The sequence below is a fragment of the Pseudomonas sp. SO81 genome (assembly GCF_030374125.1).
Classification (GTDB): domain Bacteria; phylum Pseudomonadota; class Gammaproteobacteria; order Pseudomonadales; family Pseudomonadaceae; genus Aquipseudomonas.
Window position 1 is genome coordinate 3,819,257 of record NZ_CP126126.1, and the last position, 14,852, is coordinate 3,834,108.

The window sequence follows — 14,852 nt, forward strand, 5'->3', positions numbered from 1 at the left end:
TGGGCAAGCCGACTTTTCATAGTCTGCTAAGCGCAGTGCCTGATTGTGGATGGTTTGCAGGATCAGGCAAGTCGTCGGCAGTTTCCAGCTAACGTCCCGCCTATTCCGGCGCGCAATCTCTGCCTCGTCCCGGCGCCACTTCCGCGCCGCTTGCCGAGGAATAGCTCATGTCGCAGATCGCAGAGAAAGTCATCGTCATCACCGGTGCCAGCAGTGGCATCGGCGAAGCCACCGCCCGCCTGCTGGCCAGCCAGGGCGCCCGCGTCGTACTCGGCGCCCGCCGCAGCGAGCGCCTGGAGGCATTGGCCGCGGATATCCGCAACCAGGGCGGCACGGCCGAGTACCGCGTCACCGACGTGGTCCGCGAGGAGGATGTGCAGGCCCTGGTCGACTTGGCCCTGGAGCGTTTCGGCCGGGTCGATGTGCTGGTCAACAACGCCGGGGTGATGCCGCTGTCGCCCATGGCGGCGCTGAAGATCGGCGAGTGGAATCGCATGATCGACGTCAATATCCGCGGCGTGCTGCACGGCATCGCCGCCGTGCTGCCCAGCATGCAGCAGCGCCGCGCCGGGCAGATCATCAACGTCGCCTCCATCGGCGCCTACAAGCCGATCGCCACCGGCGCCGTGTACTGCGCGACCAAGGCGGCGGTGGTGTCGCTGTCCGAGGCGCTGCGCCAGGAAGTGGGCGCCGATATCCGCGTCACCGTGGTCTCGCCCGGCGTCACCGAGTCGGACCTGGCCGAGACCATCTCCGATGGCGCCACCCTGGAGATGATCCGCGAGTTCCGCCGCGACGCGATTCCGGCCGGCGCCATCGCCGAAGCGATCGCCTATGCCATCGGCCAGCCGGCCGCGGTGGATGTCAGCGAACTGGTGATCCGCCCCACCTCCAGCGCCTATTGAGAGGGTCTGTCCGAGACGGCCCGTCTGCAACGATACGCCGCCCCGCAGGGGCGGCTCTTGCGGGAGACATGCAATGAATCAAGCAATCACCAGCCTGGTGCGCTTCCAGGCCCGGGAAGGCCGCGGCGAGGAGCTCGGCCTGCGTCTGTGCGAATTGTTGCTGCGGGCCCGGCGCGATGCCGCCTGCCAGGGTTGCGAGCTGCTGCACGACCAGCAGTGCCCTGAGGAGTGGCAGCTGTGCGGGCAGTGGGCTTCCGAGAAGGCCTTGGAGGCGCATCTGCAACTGCCGCACATGCAGCTGCTCGGCCGCCTGGTGGAAAGCGGCCTGATCCGGCGCATGGAGATGCGCGTCGAGGGTTATTCGGCGGGACTGGCGTCGTAGCGGTAAGTGCCGCTTTCGAGGTTCAGGTCGATGCGGATCTGCCAGTCGCTCTGCTCGTGGCCATTCTCGGCCAGGCCTTCCAACGTCACCCGGGTGGCGCCATCGCTGGAGCAGCTGAGCCGGGCGAAGCTCAGTTCGGCGTGGTCGTTGTTGATCTCGGCGAAGCCGTAGCCCTGTTCCACCCGCCACAGCGCACCCGTCTGATCCGGGGCGATGCGGTCGACGAAGATCAGGTCCTGGCCGTATTGCGAGTAGCGCAGCAGGCGCAGGTCGCCATGGTTCTCGCCAATCTTCCAGCTGCCGCAGTCGAGCACCTGGCGCAGGCTGGCGAAGTGCTCGCGGGCCTCGCCGTAGCCGACTTCCCGGCCCAGCGCCGTGGCCTGGCCGACCACGCAGGTGGCGAGCAGAGCGCAGAGCAGCGCACGCATCAGCCGCAGCTCAGGCGGATGATGGTGTCGTCTTCGTCGATGTCGATGTTCAGGCGCTGCGGGTTGTAGTCCATGGTCACCGGCTGGTTCGGCTGGGTCACCCGCAGGTGCTCGGCGCCGGCTTCTGCGCGGGCTTCCTCGGCCATCTCGGTGGTGATGCGCTGGTCCACCAGATGTTGCACCGCCTCGGCGTTGCAGCGGCCATCGCCCTTGCTCGCGGCGGCCGGCTTGTCCGGGCTGGAGGAACAGGCGGCCAGCAGCGCGCAGGCGAGCAGGGCGGAGAGTTGCAGTGATCGGGTCATGAGGGGCGTCCTTGTCTGAAACACCCCACCACGGTGCCACCGCTGGCACGCTCAGGCAACCGCCGGGATCACAGTACGCGATAGACCTGCCCGGTCTGCCGGCCTTCCGCGCTCTTGGCGTAGGCCAGCGCCACGCTGGCCGCCGGTACCGCCTTGAAGCCGCGGAAGTAGGGGCCGTAGCTGGGCAAGGACTCCTCCAGCACGGTCGGGCTCACGCTGTTGATGCGCAGGCCGCGCGGCAGCTCGATGGCTGCGCCGCGGACGAAGCCGTCGACCGCCGCGTTGACCATGCTCAGGGCGCTGCCGAAGCGGATCGGGTCTTCGCTGAGCACGCCGGAGGTGAGGGTGAAAGAGGCGCCGTCGTTGGCGAACTCACGGCCGATCAGCACCAGGTTGACCTGGCCCATCAGCTTGTCGTCCAGGCCCACGGCGAATTCCTTGGCGGTGAGTTCTTCCAGCGGGCCGAAGTGGCCGTTGCCGGCGGCGCTGATCAGGGCATCGAAGCGGCCGGTCTGCTCGAACAGGCGGCGGATCGAGGCCGGGTCGGTGATGTCCACCTGGAGCTCGCCGCTGTTGCGGCCGACGCGGACGATCTGGTGACGGTCCTTGAGTTCGTGGTCGATGGCGCGGCCGATGGTGCCGCTGGCGCCGATCAGGATGATTTTCATGGAGTGGCTCCGTACTGGTTGAGTGACGGGGCCAGCTTAGGCGCTGCGCTGTTGCCAATAATCCGGGCAATGTGAAACCTTTGGTTCTCATCAGGAAACAATGAGCGCCGCGCCATGAGCGAACTGGAAGACCTGGCCGCCTTCGCCCTGCTGGTGGAGGCCGGCAGCTTCACCGCCGCCGCCGAGCGCCTGGGCTGCAGCAAGGGACAGCTGTCCAAGCGCATCAGCGGCCTGGAACGCAGCCTCGGCAGCCAGCTGCTGCACCGCACCACACGCCGGCTGCACCTGACCGCCGCCGGCGCGGCGCTGCTGCCCGAGGCCCAGGCGCTGCAGACCCAGGCCCAGCGCGCGCGCCAGGTGGTGCGCAGCCTGCAGGAGGAGGTCAGTGGCACGGTGCGCCTGACCGTGCCGGTGTCCCTCGGCGAGACCTTCTTCGACGCGCTGCTGCTGGACTTCGCCAGCCGCTATCCGCAGGTGCGGGTCGAGCTGGACCTGGCCAATGTCTACCGCGACCTGGTGGCGGACGGCTTCGACCTGGCCATCCGCTCCGGCGTAAGTCCGGACGAGCGCCTGGTGGCCAAGCCGCTGTTCGCCCTGCAGGAGATCACCTGCGCCGCGCCGGCCTATCTAGCGCGCCACGGCAAGCCGCAGACGCCGGCCGAGCTGGGCGCGCACCGGTGCCTGCTGAACACCCACTACAGCGGTTTCGAGGAATGGCTGTACCACCGTCAGCATCAGCTGGAGCGGGTGCGGGTATCCGGCAACCTGGCCAGCAACCACTACAGCCTTTTGAAAAAGGCGGCGCTGAGCGGCGCCGGGGTGGCGCGCCTGCCGTCCTACATGGTGCAGGACGAGCTGGCCGACGGCCGCCTGGTGTGGCTGTTGCGCGATCATCAGACCCGCAGCACGCCGGTGTTCCTCGTGCATCCCTGGCAGGGCAGCCTGCCGCGCCGCACCCAGGCCCTGGCGGACTACCTGCTGGGCTGGTTCGAGCGCAGCCGCCAGGCCCTGGACGGCCTGCGCTAGCCGGCGCGGCTGGCGATCCAGCGCTTGTATTGGCGGGCGCGGCGGGCGATACGCAGCTGCTCGCCGATCAGGGCGCGCAGTGGCGACACGTCCGGGTTGGGCTGGTGGCCCTGGCTGAGACGGCGCAGCTGGAACTTCACCGCCGCCATATAGGCCAGCGAGGCCAGGGCCTTGCGCTTCCAGGCGATCGGCGCCAGCTCGACGCGACGCTCGCGGCCCTGGCGCCAGTGCTCGGGCAGCGCCGGGTCGATGGCCAGGGCGGTGGCGATGCCGGCCATGGCCACGCCACTCTCCAGCACCTTCTCCACCACCGGCAGGCGACGGATGCCGCCGGTGACCATCACCGGCATGCGCGCCACCGCGGCGATCTCGCTGGCGAACTCGAGGAAGTAGGCCTCGCGCGCCAGGGTGCGGCCGTCGCGGGCGTCGCCCTGCATGGCCGGCGCCTCGTAGCTGCCGCCGGACAGCTCGACCAGGTCGACGTCCAGCTCGTTGAGCATCTCCACCACGCGCTTGGCGTCGGCGGCGTCGAAGCCGCCGCGCTGGAAGTCCGCCGAGTTGAGTTTGACCGCCACGCAGAAGCCCGGCGCAACGCGCGCGCGCACGGCCTTGACCACTTCCAGCAGCAGGCGGGCACGGTTCTCCAGCGGCCCGCCCCAGCGGTCCGTGCGCTGGTTGGACAGCGGCGAGAGGAACTGGCTGAGCAGGTAGCCGTGGGCGGCGTGAACCTGCACGCCGCTGAAGCCGGCGCGTTCGGCCAGCTCGGCGGAGCGGGCGAAACGCTGGATCAGCTCACCGATCTCCGCGTCGTCCAGCGCCTTGGGCAGCGAGAACATCTTGGAGAAACTGCCCAGCTCCAGGGCCACGGCGGAGGGCGCCACGGTCGGCTGACCGAGGTTGGCCTGCATCTGCCGGCCCGGATGGTTGAGCTGCATCCAGAACTGCGCGCCATGGGAGCGGCCGACCTGGGCCCATTCGCGGAAGCGCTGCAGCAGGCTGTCGTCTTCCAGCACCACGCCGCCGGGACCGGTCATGGCGTGGCGGTCGATCATCACGTTGCCGGTCAGCAGCAAGCCGGCGCCCCCCTCGGCCCAGGCCCGGTACAGGCGCAGCAGTTCGGCGGAAGGACCCTGGTCGATGCTGGCCATGTTCTCTTCCATGGCGGCCTTGGCGATGCGGTTGGGAATGCGGGTGCCGTTGGGCAGTTGCAGGGGCTGGAAGGGGCTCATGAAGGGTTCTCCCGGTGGACGATGGGCGAAGCCTAAGATTAAAGTGAACTTCAAGGTCAATACCCCTCGGAGCATTTCCATGAAGATCGGCGAACTGGCCAAGCGCACCGGCCTGGCGGCCTCGCGCATCCGCTTCTACGAGGCCAGCGGGCTGATCGCCGCCCAGCGCCAGGCCAACGGCTATCGCGAGTATCCGGCGCAGACCGAGCAGATCCTGGCGGTGATCACCCGCGCCCAGCAGTCCGGCTTCAGCCTGGAGGAGATCCGCCGCCTGCTGCCCGACCCGGTGGCGCAGAGCTGGCCCCACGACGAACTGCTCGCCGCGCTCAAGCGCAAGGTCGAGGAAATCGAGGCGATGCAGGCGCGCCTGGCGCAGAACAAGGCGCAGCTGCTGGCCACCATCGCCGATATCGAGAACAAGCCCGAAGGCATGCTGTGCAACGAGAACGCCGAGCGCATGATGGCCAGCCTGCGCAAGGCGCGGCAGGCCGACTAGCGCAATCTGCTGCAATACTCGTGCGGCGGGGATGCGACATACTGGATTTGCTCGCCGGCAGCGCCTGTAGTAAGACTGGAGCCAGAGATTCATTCGGACCGTGGTGGATGCCGCCGGTCCATTCGAAGTTGTGTGGCCCAGCAAGGGGAGTGGTGCGCCGATGGTCGGCGCACGGCGCTTCGCAGGCACACCAGAGGAGATGCTTCACCCGCCTGACCCCGCAGCCGCAGTACCTCGGAACACCCCAGGAAAACGAGGAAGCCCCATGCAAGTTCAAGTTCGCACCAATCAGATCGAAGGTAGTGCTCGGCTTCAGGAATGGGTTAGCGCGGAGGTGATGGACAGGCTCGAACATTTCGACGAGCTGCTGACCCGGGTGGTCGTCCATATCAGCGACGAGAACGCGCACAAGTCGGGCGGCGACGACAAGCGATGCCAGATCGAGGCCCGGCCCAAGGGCCATCAGCCCATCTCCGTGACGCACAAGGCCGAGGCCATGGGCCTGGCCATCGACGGCGCCGCCGAGAAGATGCGCCACGCCCTGGAGCACCTGACCGGGCGTCTGGAAGGCAAGCCCCTCTCCACCGGCCGCTTCGTCGAAGCCGGCGACGTGTTGCTCACCGATGCCCTGCTCGAAGAGGAATTCCTGGCCAAGCAGGAAGAACTGCAACGCGAATAACCCGCGCACCCATTGCCGCGATCAATACAACCGCCCTCTCGGGCGGTTGTCGTTTCTGCGCTTCGCCGAGGCGCCGGCTCCTATACTGAAACCACCAGGGTCGGGCGTGCTGGACGTTCCGTTGGAGCGGGGGCCGGGCGGGTAGCGGGGCTTCACCCGCGACTGCCGGGAAAGGGAAGGGTGGCTCGCCGCAGCGGCGGGCAGGCGATATCACATGAGCACCGCATGGCTGGTCGCCGCGCGCCGGCGCCTGTGCATCCCGCTGCTGGCCGGGTTGCTGGTCGGCTGCGCCAGCGACCCGCCCGTGCATGTCTCCGCGAGCACCTGGCGCCAGGTCGACCAGGACATCGCCGCCGCCTCGCGCAGTGCCGAGGATCAGGCTCGCCAGCACGCGCTGGAGGCCATGCAGCGCTGGCTGGCACTGGTGCAGCGGCAGACCGACGAGGAGTTCATTCCCTGGTTCTACGGCTACTGGACCCAGCAGTGGCTGAGCTTCAAGGTGTCCTGGTACAAGCTCGGCGCCGACGAGGACGACCCCACGGTGCGGCGCCTGGCCGCCTACCTGCAGGAGGAGTATCAGGAGCTGGTGCTCGAGCCGGTGGCCGAGGAGGTTTCACCGGAGCGCATCCTGCATGGGTCCACTCGCCTCTATGTGCGCCTGCTGGACATGCGCCTGCGGAGCATCCCCGGGCGCCACGGCGTGCCTCAGGAGCAGTTCGACCAGCGCCTGGCCGCGCTGCCGGTGATCTCCGGCGAACCGGGCGCCAGCCTCTACCAGCTGATCCACGCCGACCCGCTGGAGCGCCTGCCGGCCTATGCCGCGCTGCTCGAACGGGTGGGCGCCGTGCCCGGCGGCGACTGGTCGGCCGACCCCGGCATCTCCCTGGTGGCCCAGCGCACCAGCGAGCGCCTGGTCGACGAGATGACCACCAGCGGCGCGGTCAGCGCGGTGGCCGCCATGGTTGGCAGGGTCGCCGGTACGGCGCTGTCCCTGGGCGCGACCCTCTTCACCCTGATCAGCCGTGACGCCGACCGCCCGGAGAGCGAGGCGCAGCTACGCCAGAGCCTGGCGGTGGCGCTCGACCAGGAAACCAGGGCGCTGCTGAGCAGCCCGGACCGCGGGGTGCTGGCCGGCGTCTGGTACCTCTCCGGGCAGATCGAGGAGGGCCTGGGCCGGCCGTTTCAGTATCAGCCGTGAGCCGAAATTGTTTAGTGATGGATGAACTGAGCGTGCAAAGAATCGGATTTAACCCGGATTAACCGCCGTGCGAGTCTCGCCTTCATGAGTTCGCCCAGCCGCCGTTCCAGCCTCGCGTCCAGTCCTTGCCCGTGCAGGGCCGACGGCACTGACGCGCTGCTCCCGGAAATCCTCGCCTTCTGGGCCCTGTGGCACTGCCGCCACGCCCGCCCACCGGATGGCCCGCTCGCCCCTTGAGCGCTGCCCCGCGCCCGTGCGCGGACGCCCTGGTTTGCAAACTTCATCTGCCGAACCACGCGTTTTTTCCACGCCCTGGGCAGCGATGCGTCCCGCTCGATTGCTGCGCGCATACCGCCAACTGATGACAAGACGAACCGGCGCCTGACCAGCACCCGATACAGAACAACAACAGCCGACCCGCGCGATGGGGCGGCCCAGAGGAAAGCAACGATGAACGCCGCCACCCAACCCGTGATCGCCGCCGCCGAGCGGGCCAAGTCCTACTACAGCGCCACGTTGAACGAGGAGACCAACTACCCGACCCTGCAGGGCCAGGTCAGCGTCGACGTCGCCATCATCGGCGGCGGCTTCACCGGCGTCGCCACTGCGGTGGAGTTGGCCGAGCGCGGCCTCAAGGTAGCCATAGTCGAGACCAACAAGATCGGCTGGGGCGCCACCGGGCGCAACGGCGGCCAGGTCACCGGCAGCCTGTCGGGCGATGCGGCCATGCGCAAGCAGATGCGCAACACCCTGGGCGAGGAAGTCGACGACTTCATTTGGCACCTGCGCTGGCGCGGCCACGAGATCATCAAGAACCGCGTGGCCAAGTACGGCATCCAGTGCGACCTGCGTCACGGCCACCTGCATGCGGCGATGAAGCCCTCGCACATGGACGAGCTGCGCGCCTCCTACGCCGAGGCCATCGAGCGCGGCATGGGCGACGACGTGAGCCTGCTGGACGCCGCCGGCGTGCGCGAGCACCTGGCAACCGATATCTACCTGGGTGCGATCAAGAACACCCGCAATATGCACCTGCATCCCCTGAATCTGTGCATCGGCGAGGCCAAGGCCGCCGCGAGCCTGGGCGCGCTGATCTTCGAACACTCCGAGGTGCTGGACATCGTCCAGGGCGCCAACCCGGCGGTGATCACCGCCCAGGGCCGCATCGACGCCAAGCAGGTGCTGCTGGCCGGCGACGTCTACCACAAGCTGGCGCGCAAGCAGCTCAAAGGCATGATCTTCCCGGCCATGGGCGGCATCGTCACCACCGCGCCGCTGGGTGAGCTGGCCAAGGAGCTCAACCCGCAGACCCTGGCCGTGTACGACTGCCGCTTCGTGCTCGACTACTACCGCATGACCAACGACGGCCGCCTGCTGTTCGGCGGTGGCGCCAACTACTCGGGCCGCGACTCGCGCGATATCGCCGCCGAGCTGCGCCCTTGCATCGAGCGCACCTTCCCGCAGCTCAAGGGCGTGGAGATCGAGTTCCAGTGGAGCTGCGCCATGGGCATCGTGATGAACCGCATCCCGCAACTGGGCAAGCTGTCGCAGAACGTCTGGTACTGCCAGGGCTACTCCGGCCACGGCATCGCCACCACCCACATCATGGGTGAGATCATGGCCAACGCCCTGACCGGCACCCTCGGCCACTACGACACCTTCGCCGCCTGCAAGCACATCAAGGTGCCGATGGGCGATGTGTTCGGCAACCCGATGCTGGCTGCCGGCATGTGGTACTACCAGATGATGGAAAAGCTGCGCTGATAGCGCCGTCTGGGCAGGCCCGCCTCCACCCGGAAGCGGGTCGCCTGGCGTCGTTACAGGCCCAGCTCCGACAGCCCCGGATGGTCATCCGGACGCCGGCCCAGCGGCCAGCGGAACTTGCGCTCGGCCTCGCTGATGGGCAGGTCGTTGATGCAGGCGAAGCGGTGGGCCATCAGGCCGTTGTCGGCGAACTCCCAGTTCTCGTTGCCGTAGGAGCGGAACCAGTTGCCGGAGTCGTCATGCCATTCGTAGGCGTAGCGCACGGCGATGCGGTTTTCGCTGAAGGCCCACAGCTCCTTGATCAGGCGGTACTCCAGCTCCTTGTTCCACTTGCGGGTGAGGAACGCCTGCGCCTCGGCGCGGCTGCTGGCGAATTCCGCACGATTGCGCCATTTGGTATCGGGGGTATAGGCCAGTGCCACCTTGGCCGCATCGCGGCTGTTCCAGCCATCCTCGGCCATGCGCACTTTGAGGATGGCGGTCTCGCGGGTGAAGGGCGGCACCGGCTGGCGGATTTCGGGCGTGGACATGGGCTTGCTCCTGTTGGCGAAGGGAATTGGGGGCGTTCAGTGGCGCGCGGCGCCGGCGACTGGCTGACGAATGCCGGTGCGCAGTGCGCGCCATAGGCTGAGCAGGCGGTTGGCCGATGCGGCGGAGCAGGGGTATTCCAGCGCCGCGGCCATCTGTGGCAGCAGCAGATTCGCCTCCCACTCCATGGCGTCATGGTTTAGCGACGAAGAGGTGGGCGCGTCGTGCCACTGCACGGACGGCTGCATTTCCCAACTGCGCAAATCGCTTCTGTTCATCTCGCGGCCTCCTCGTCAGATATCCAGCACCAGGGGTTGCGGGCTGTCGTCGGTCTGCGCCGGCACGGCGCAGCAGATCAGCACCTTGTCGCCGTCCGGCAACTGCGCCGGCGGATTGGGGTAGTGCACGGCGCCGCTGACCAGCCTGGCGGCGCAGGTGCCGCACGAGCCGCCCCGGCAGCTGAACTCGGGGCTCAGGCCACGGCTTTCGGCCAGCTCCAGCAGGCTGCCGCTGTCGGGCTTCCAGCGCGCCTCGGTGGCCGAGGCGGAGAAGTACACCGGTACCGGCACCGTGGCCGCCGGCGGCTGCTCCAGGCTCGGCGGCTGCTCGCTTTGTGAACGGCGCAAGGCAGAGGGGCCGAAGGCCTCGGCGTGGATGCGCTGGTCGGGGATGTTGATACCGCGCAGGCCGTCGTACATGTCCTGCAGGAAACTGCTGGGACCGCACAGGTAGAAGTCGTAGTCGTCCAGCGGCAGGCGCGCCTTGACCTGGGCGAAGCTCAGGCGGCCGGCCAGCTGGTAATCGCGGTCGAGCTGCGCCTCGGCGCCGGGGCTGCTCAGGGCGCGGTGGATATGCAGCAGTCCGTCCGCCTGTTGCTGCAGCGCGCTCAGCTCCTCGCGGAAGGGCAACTCGGCCAGGCTACGGGCGCTGTGGAACAGATGGATATGCCGTGCGCGCTGGTGCTGGCGGTTCTGCGCCACCAGCTCGCGGGCCATGGACACCATCGGGGTGATGCCGACGCCGGCGCCGATCAGCACCACCGGCCGTTCGGTTTCATCGACCAGGGTGAAGCTGCCCAGCGGTGCGCGCACCTCCAGCAGGTCGCCGACCTGGACGTTCTCGTGCAGGTGGCGCGAGGCCTTGCCCTGCAGTTTCACGCTGATGCGGATATGCCCGTCGGACGGCGCGCTGGAGACGGTGTAGGTCCTGACCAGGGCCTCGTCGCTGGCCTGCAGCCGCATCGGCAGGTGCTGGCCGGCGGCGAAAGGCACGCTGGCGTTGTCCAGCGGGGCGAGGAACAGCGAGCGGATGTCGCTGCTCTCCTGCTGCACCCGCGCCACGCGCCATTGCTGCCATTGCCGGCGCTGCTCGTACTGGCGCACGCGCTCTTCGGTTTCCGCCCAGGTGCCGGTGGCCAGGCTGGTCGGCGCGTAGTCGTGAAACTGCCAGCGAATGCCCACGGCAGCCGGGCGCAGCACCACGTGCTCGACCTCGACCGTCCACAGCCGTTCGGCGCCCTCGAAGGACTTGGTCAGCGGGCTGTCGAGCAGCAGCTCGGTGCGCCCGCTGAGTTGCAGCACGTCGCCCGTGGCGAAGTCGACGAACAGCAGGCCGGCGACCGGGTTGGTCTGCAGGTTGCCCAGGGTGTTGAAGAACAGATTGCCGGCGTAGTCGGGAATGGTCAGGCGGTTGCCTTCGACCCTGACGAAACCGGCACGGCCGCCGCGGTGGGAGACGTCCACCGAGCGGCTATGGTCGTCATGTTCGACGTAGCTGGCGATGAAGAAGGTGTCGGCGGCGCGGATCAGCGCGCTGCTGTAGTCGTCCAGGCCGGTGAAGTCCTGGCGCGGCGGCAGGCTGCCGGCCGGCGCGGTGACGCGGGTGTAGGAGCGTTCCTGGATGTACTTGGGGCAGTTGCCGTAGGAGTGTTCGACCTCCACGGCGAAGCCTGCGGCCGAGGCCTGCTGGATCACGCCGTTGATGCGATTGCGCCGGCGCGTATGCAGCTCGATGCCGAGCATGCCGATGGCGTTGCCCGCCTGCAGTCCGGCGGCGGCCGGGTCTTGCGAGTCGGGCTGAGTGGCGAGGAACAGGTGCTGCGGGTCGGCCGAGGTGACGAAGCCTTCCTGCCCCTCGAGCAGAGTGGCCCAGGGGCGGCCCTCGGTATCCACTGCGCCGACCACCATGAACGGCAGCTGCTGGTAGAACTCGCGGTGCTGGTCGGGCATGTAGTCGCGGATGACCTTCTGCCCGATCACTTCCATGCGTTCGATGGCGTGCACGCTTTCCTGCAGCTGGCGTTCGCCGGCGTGCCAGGGCGATTTGCGGTGCTTGGGCAGATGGTCCATGACGCGCTCCTTGAGAGGGCTGCCGGGAAGCCCGGCAGCCAGGTCGACACTCAGTTGGCTTGCAGGCCCGCAGCGGTACGCGGCATGGCCACGAAACCGGGCAGTGCTTCGATGCGTTGCAGCCAGGCCCGCACGTTCGGGTAGGCCTCCAGCGACACGTTTCCTTCCGGGGCATGGGCGATGTAACTGTAGTTGGCGACATCGGCGATGGTCGGCGCCGAGCCGGTCAGGAAGGGCACGGCATCGAGTTCACCTTCCATCAGGGTGAGCAGGGCATGGGCGCGGTTGATCACTTCTTCGGCGTTGAACTTGGCGCCGAATACGGTGACCAGGCGGGCCGCTGCCGGGCCGAAGGCGAGCTGCCCGGCAGCCACCGACAACCAGCGCTGCACCCGGGCTGCGGCAGCCGGCTCCTCGGACAGCCAGCGGCCCTCGCCGTACTGCTTGGCCAGGTACACCAGGATGGCGTTGGAGTCGCTGAGGATCACGCCGTTGTCGTCGATCGCCGGCACCTGGCCGAAGGGGTTGATGGCCAGGAAACGCTCCTGCTTGTGCTCGCCCTTGGCCAGGTCGACGAAGACCAGCTCGGTGGGCAGCTGCAGCAGCGACAGCATCAGCTGGACACGGTGAGCGTGGCCGGACAGCGGGAAATGGTAGAGCTTGATCGGGGCGCGGGACATGGCGGTGATTCCTTGAGTGAGGGTGGTCGAGACCGAAGCGTGGGTTGGGTTCGCGTCGATGGCTGTAGATTGAGTCAATGCACTCGGTGGCGGAATCGCCAAAAAACGCAATCGATAATTGCGTTTTATGAAATTGTGCAGGCGCGGCAGGTTCGCTGTTGCAGGGCGTCAGGCTTGCCGCAGGGCGGGATGGGCGCGCAGCAGCGGTACGCTGAAGTCGATGAAGGTACGCGTGCGCGCAGCGGCGCGGCGGCCTTCACGGTAGATCAGGTGAGCGGGGATACTGGGCAGGGAGAAGTCGTTCAGGACCGGCACCAGCAGGCCGGTCTGCAGCTCGTGGTGGACCTCATGGCTCATGCAGCGCACCAGGCCCAGGCCGGTGGTGGCCGCGCGGATCGCCGCCTGCTGGGTGGTGCAATTCAGGCGCGGGGCAGGGCGGACCAGGCGCACGCCGTGCTCCCCGCGAAAACGCCACTCGACCACATGGCCGGTGCTGCTGGCCGCGATGGTCTGGTGGGCGTGGAGATCGTCCGGGCTCAGCGGCCGGCCCCACTGCTGCAGGTAGGCCGGCGCCGCACACACGATGGGCGCCACGGCGCCGACGGCAACGGCGAAGCCGCTGGAGTCCGGCAGGTGGCCCACCACCAGCGCCACGTCGATGCCATCCTCCACCAGGCGCGGCAGGTCTTCGCGGTTTTCGGTGACGATGCTGACTTCGGGAAACGCCGCCAGATAATCCAGCACCACAGGAGTGAGCACCCGATGGCTCATCAGCAGCGGTGCCGAGAGCGTCAGTTGCCCGGCAGGTCGCGCGTGCTGGCCAATCGCGGAGCGTTCGGCCTGCTCCACACCCTCGAGAATCTGCCGGCAGCTGGCGGCGAACAGCGTGCCGGCCGGGCTCAGGCCCGTGCCCCGTGCACCGCGCAGCAACAGGGTGGCATTCAGGCGTGCCTCCAGCGTGGCGAGGGTGCGCATGACGGTGGCGGTGGACAAACCCAAGGCGCGCGCCGCCGCGGCCAGGCTGCCAGCCTCGGCCACGGCGAGGAACACCTGCATTTCGCGAAAGCGGTTCATGAGGCGGTGGCGGCGTTCAGCGCGGGGTTCTGTCGAAAACGCGCCACGCAGTAATCGACGAAGCTGCGCACCTTGGCCGATGGCCGCGAGCCGAGAGAGACCACATGAATCGGCAGCGGTGGCGTGCCGAAGTCTTCCAGCACCAGCTCCAGCTCGCCCTTGCCCAGGGCTTCGGCCACCTGATACGAGAGCACGCGGGTGAAGCCGCCGCCCAGGCTTGCCGCACGGATCGCCGCCTGGTTGGAGCTGACGGTCAGGCGGGGTTTCAGGGGCAGGGTCATTGGGCCGCCGGGGCCCATCAGTTGCCATTGGGTCATCGCGGCACTGGCGGAGGTCATGATGATCTGCGCCGTCAGCAGGTCGTCCGGGGTTTGCGGCCTGGACACCTGGTCCAGGTAACCGGGCGATGCGCAGATCACCGAGCGCACTTCGCCCACCTTCAGCGCGTGGTAGTCGCCCTCCGGCAGGCGACCGATGCGGATGGCCACGTCCACGCCTTCCTCGGCCATGTTGACCGGGCGATCCACCAGCAGCGCGTTGATGTTCAGCTCCGCGTGCTCGGCGAGGAAGCTGCTGATCAGCGGGATCACATGCAGCTCGCCGAACATCACCGGCGCGGTGACCGTCAGGGTGCCGCGCACCCGCACGCTGGCGCCCGCGGCGAGTTCTTCGGCCTCTTCCAGTTCGAGCAGGATGCGCCGGCAGTCTTCCACATAGCGCCGGCCGGCTTCGGTCAGGCGCAGGCTGCGGGTGCTGCGTGCCAGCAGCAGGGTGCCGAGGCGGTTCTCCAGCGCCGCAATCGCCCGGGTCACGCTCGGTGGCGACATGCCCAGCAGCTTGGCGCCACCGGCAAAGCTCTGCGCTTCCGTGACGGCCAGCAGCACTTTCATTTCCTGAAACCTGTCCACGCTCACCGCCAGTTTGCCGAGTGGATGGGGCCGCCATCGGTGCGGCGCCTGACAGTAGCCTAATGGTCCGGGCAGATGGCTGTCAGCTGTATGCCGGTGCGGCGTGGCGGCGCTGCGCAGCGCTAGGCGTGCAGCAGCCCCCAGGTCGACCGGCGAGCCCGCTTCTGGATGGCCGCTTCAGCCTCGGTTGGCGTCGGGAGCCGGCCGAAGATGTGGCCGCAGTCCCATTCATCTTTG

17 protein-coding genes are annotated in these 14,852 nt (G+C 68.1%); 7 read left to right on the forward strand and 10 right to left on the reverse strand.

What is annotated here, in order from left to right; translation table 11 throughout:
- The first annotated feature begins 167 nt into the window (after positions 1–167).
- Both OH686_RS17900 and OH686_RS17905 read left to right on the forward strand, forming a co-directional pair.
- Positions 168–905, forward strand: a complete 738-nt coding sequence (locus OH686_RS17900; RefSeq protein ID WP_289534236.1) for an SDR family oxidoreductase — start codon at positions 168–170, stop codon at positions 903–905.
- A gap of 73 nt (positions 906–978) precedes the next feature.
- Positions 979–1,287: a putative quinol monooxygenase gene (locus OH686_RS17905; protein ID WP_289534237.1), complete on the forward strand. Its 309-nt coding sequence runs from the start codon at positions 979–981 to the stop codon at positions 1,285–1,287.
- On the opposite strand, the gene OH686_RS17910 is transcribed toward OH686_RS17905, so the two are convergent.
- The 3 genes from OH686_RS17910 to OH686_RS17920 form a co-directional block, all read right to left on the reverse strand.
- The gene (locus tag OH686_RS17910; RefSeq protein ID WP_289534239.1) at positions 1,263–1,715 is read right to left on the reverse strand and encodes a hypothetical protein; all 453 of its coding nucleotides are present in this window, start codon (positions 1,713–1,715) and stop codon (positions 1,263–1,265) included. The genes OH686_RS17905 and OH686_RS17910 overlap by 25 nt on opposite strands.
- Positions 1,715–2,017, reverse strand: coding sequence for an I78 family peptidase inhibitor (locus OH686_RS17915; protein WP_137971266.1), 303 nt, complete (start codon positions 2,015–2,017; stop codon positions 1,715–1,717). The genes OH686_RS17910 and OH686_RS17915 overlap by 1 nt, the downstream gene beginning before the upstream one ends.
- Before the next feature lie 68 nt (positions 2,018–2,085).
- Entirely contained in the window at positions 2,086–2,685 is a 600-nt protein-coding gene (locus OH686_RS17920; protein WP_137971267.1) for a short chain dehydrogenase, read from the reverse strand.
- A gap of 114 nt (positions 2,686–2,799) precedes the next feature.
- Between OH686_RS17920 and OH686_RS17925 the strand changes: the two genes are divergently transcribed.
- Positions 2,800–3,711, forward strand: a complete 912-nt coding sequence (locus OH686_RS17925) for a LysR family transcriptional regulator (protein ID WP_289534240.1) — start codon at positions 2,800–2,802, stop codon at positions 3,709–3,711.
- Here the strand turns inward: OH686_RS17925 and OH686_RS17930 are convergent.
- Positions 3,708–4,940: an NADH:flavin oxidoreductase/NADH oxidase family protein gene (locus OH686_RS17930; RefSeq protein WP_289534241.1), complete on the reverse strand. Its 1,233-nt coding sequence runs from the start codon at positions 4,938–4,940 to the stop codon at positions 3,708–3,710. The two genes, OH686_RS17925 and OH686_RS17930, sit on opposite strands and share 4 nt — an antisense overlap.
- A gap of 79 nt (positions 4,941–5,019) precedes the next feature.
- Between OH686_RS17930 and OH686_RS17935 the strand changes: the two genes are divergently transcribed.
- The 4 genes from OH686_RS17935 to OH686_RS17950 all read left to right on the forward strand — a co-directional run bounded on the left by OH686_RS17935 (position 5,020) and on the right by OH686_RS17950 (position 9,077).
- On the forward strand, positions 5,020–5,436 hold the full coding sequence (locus OH686_RS17935) for a MerR family transcriptional regulator (RefSeq protein WP_137971270.1): 417 nt from the start codon (positions 5,020–5,022) through the stop codon (positions 5,434–5,436).
- 265 nt (positions 5,437–5,701) lie between these two features.
- Entirely contained in the window at positions 5,702–6,115 is a 414-nt protein-coding gene (locus OH686_RS17940) for an HPF/RaiA family ribosome-associated protein (RefSeq protein ID WP_137971271.1), read from the forward strand.
- Between the two features lie 214 nt (positions 6,116–6,329).
- Positions 6,330–7,313 (forward strand): hypothetical protein, encoded by a 984-nt coding sequence (locus OH686_RS17945; protein WP_289534242.1) that lies wholly within the window; start codon positions 6,330–6,332, stop codon positions 7,311–7,313.
- 450 nt (positions 7,314–7,763) lie between these two features.
- Positions 7,764–9,077 carry an NAD(P)/FAD-dependent oxidoreductase gene (locus tag OH686_RS17950; protein ID WP_289534243.1) on the forward strand — a complete coding sequence of 438 codons (1,314 nt, stop codon included), beginning with the start codon at positions 7,764–7,766 and terminating at the stop codon, positions 9,075–9,077.
- A gap of 53 nt (positions 9,078–9,130) precedes the next feature.
- On the opposite strand, the gene OH686_RS17955 is transcribed toward OH686_RS17950, so the two are convergent.
- The 6 genes from OH686_RS17955 to OH686_RS17980 form a co-directional block, all read right to left on the reverse strand.
- Positions 9,131–9,607 (reverse strand): nuclear transport factor 2 family protein, encoded by a 477-nt coding sequence (locus OH686_RS17955; protein ID WP_137971274.1) that lies wholly within the window; start codon positions 9,605–9,607, stop codon positions 9,131–9,133.
- Positions 9,608–9,643: 36 nt separating this feature from the next.
- Positions 9,644–9,883 carry a hypothetical protein gene (locus tag OH686_RS17960; protein ID WP_289534244.1) on the reverse strand — a complete coding sequence of 80 codons (240 nt, stop codon included), beginning with the start codon at positions 9,881–9,883 and terminating at the stop codon, positions 9,644–9,646.
- Between the two features lie 15 nt (positions 9,884–9,898).
- Complete coding sequence (locus OH686_RS17965; RefSeq protein ID WP_289534245.1) at positions 9,899–11,953, reverse strand: pyridoxamine 5'-phosphate oxidase family protein; 2,055 nt, start codon at positions 11,951–11,953, stop codon at positions 9,899–9,901.
- 50 nt (positions 11,954–12,003) lie between these two features.
- Positions 12,004–12,633, reverse strand: coding sequence for a glutathione S-transferase family protein (locus OH686_RS17970; RefSeq protein WP_289534246.1), 630 nt, complete (start codon positions 12,631–12,633; stop codon positions 12,004–12,006).
- Positions 12,634–12,801: 168 nt separating this feature from the next.
- Positions 12,802–13,707, reverse strand: coding sequence for a LysR substrate-binding domain-containing protein (locus tag OH686_RS17975; RefSeq protein WP_289534247.1), 906 nt, complete (start codon positions 13,705–13,707; stop codon positions 12,802–12,804).
- The gene (locus tag OH686_RS17980; RefSeq protein ID WP_289534248.1) at positions 13,704–14,597 is read right to left on the reverse strand and encodes a LysR family transcriptional regulator; all 894 of its coding nucleotides are present in this window, start codon (positions 14,595–14,597) and stop codon (positions 13,704–13,706) included. Before OH686_RS17980 ends, OH686_RS17975 begins: the two co-directional genes overlap by 4 nt.
- Positions 14,598–14,852 lie beyond the last annotated feature (255 nt).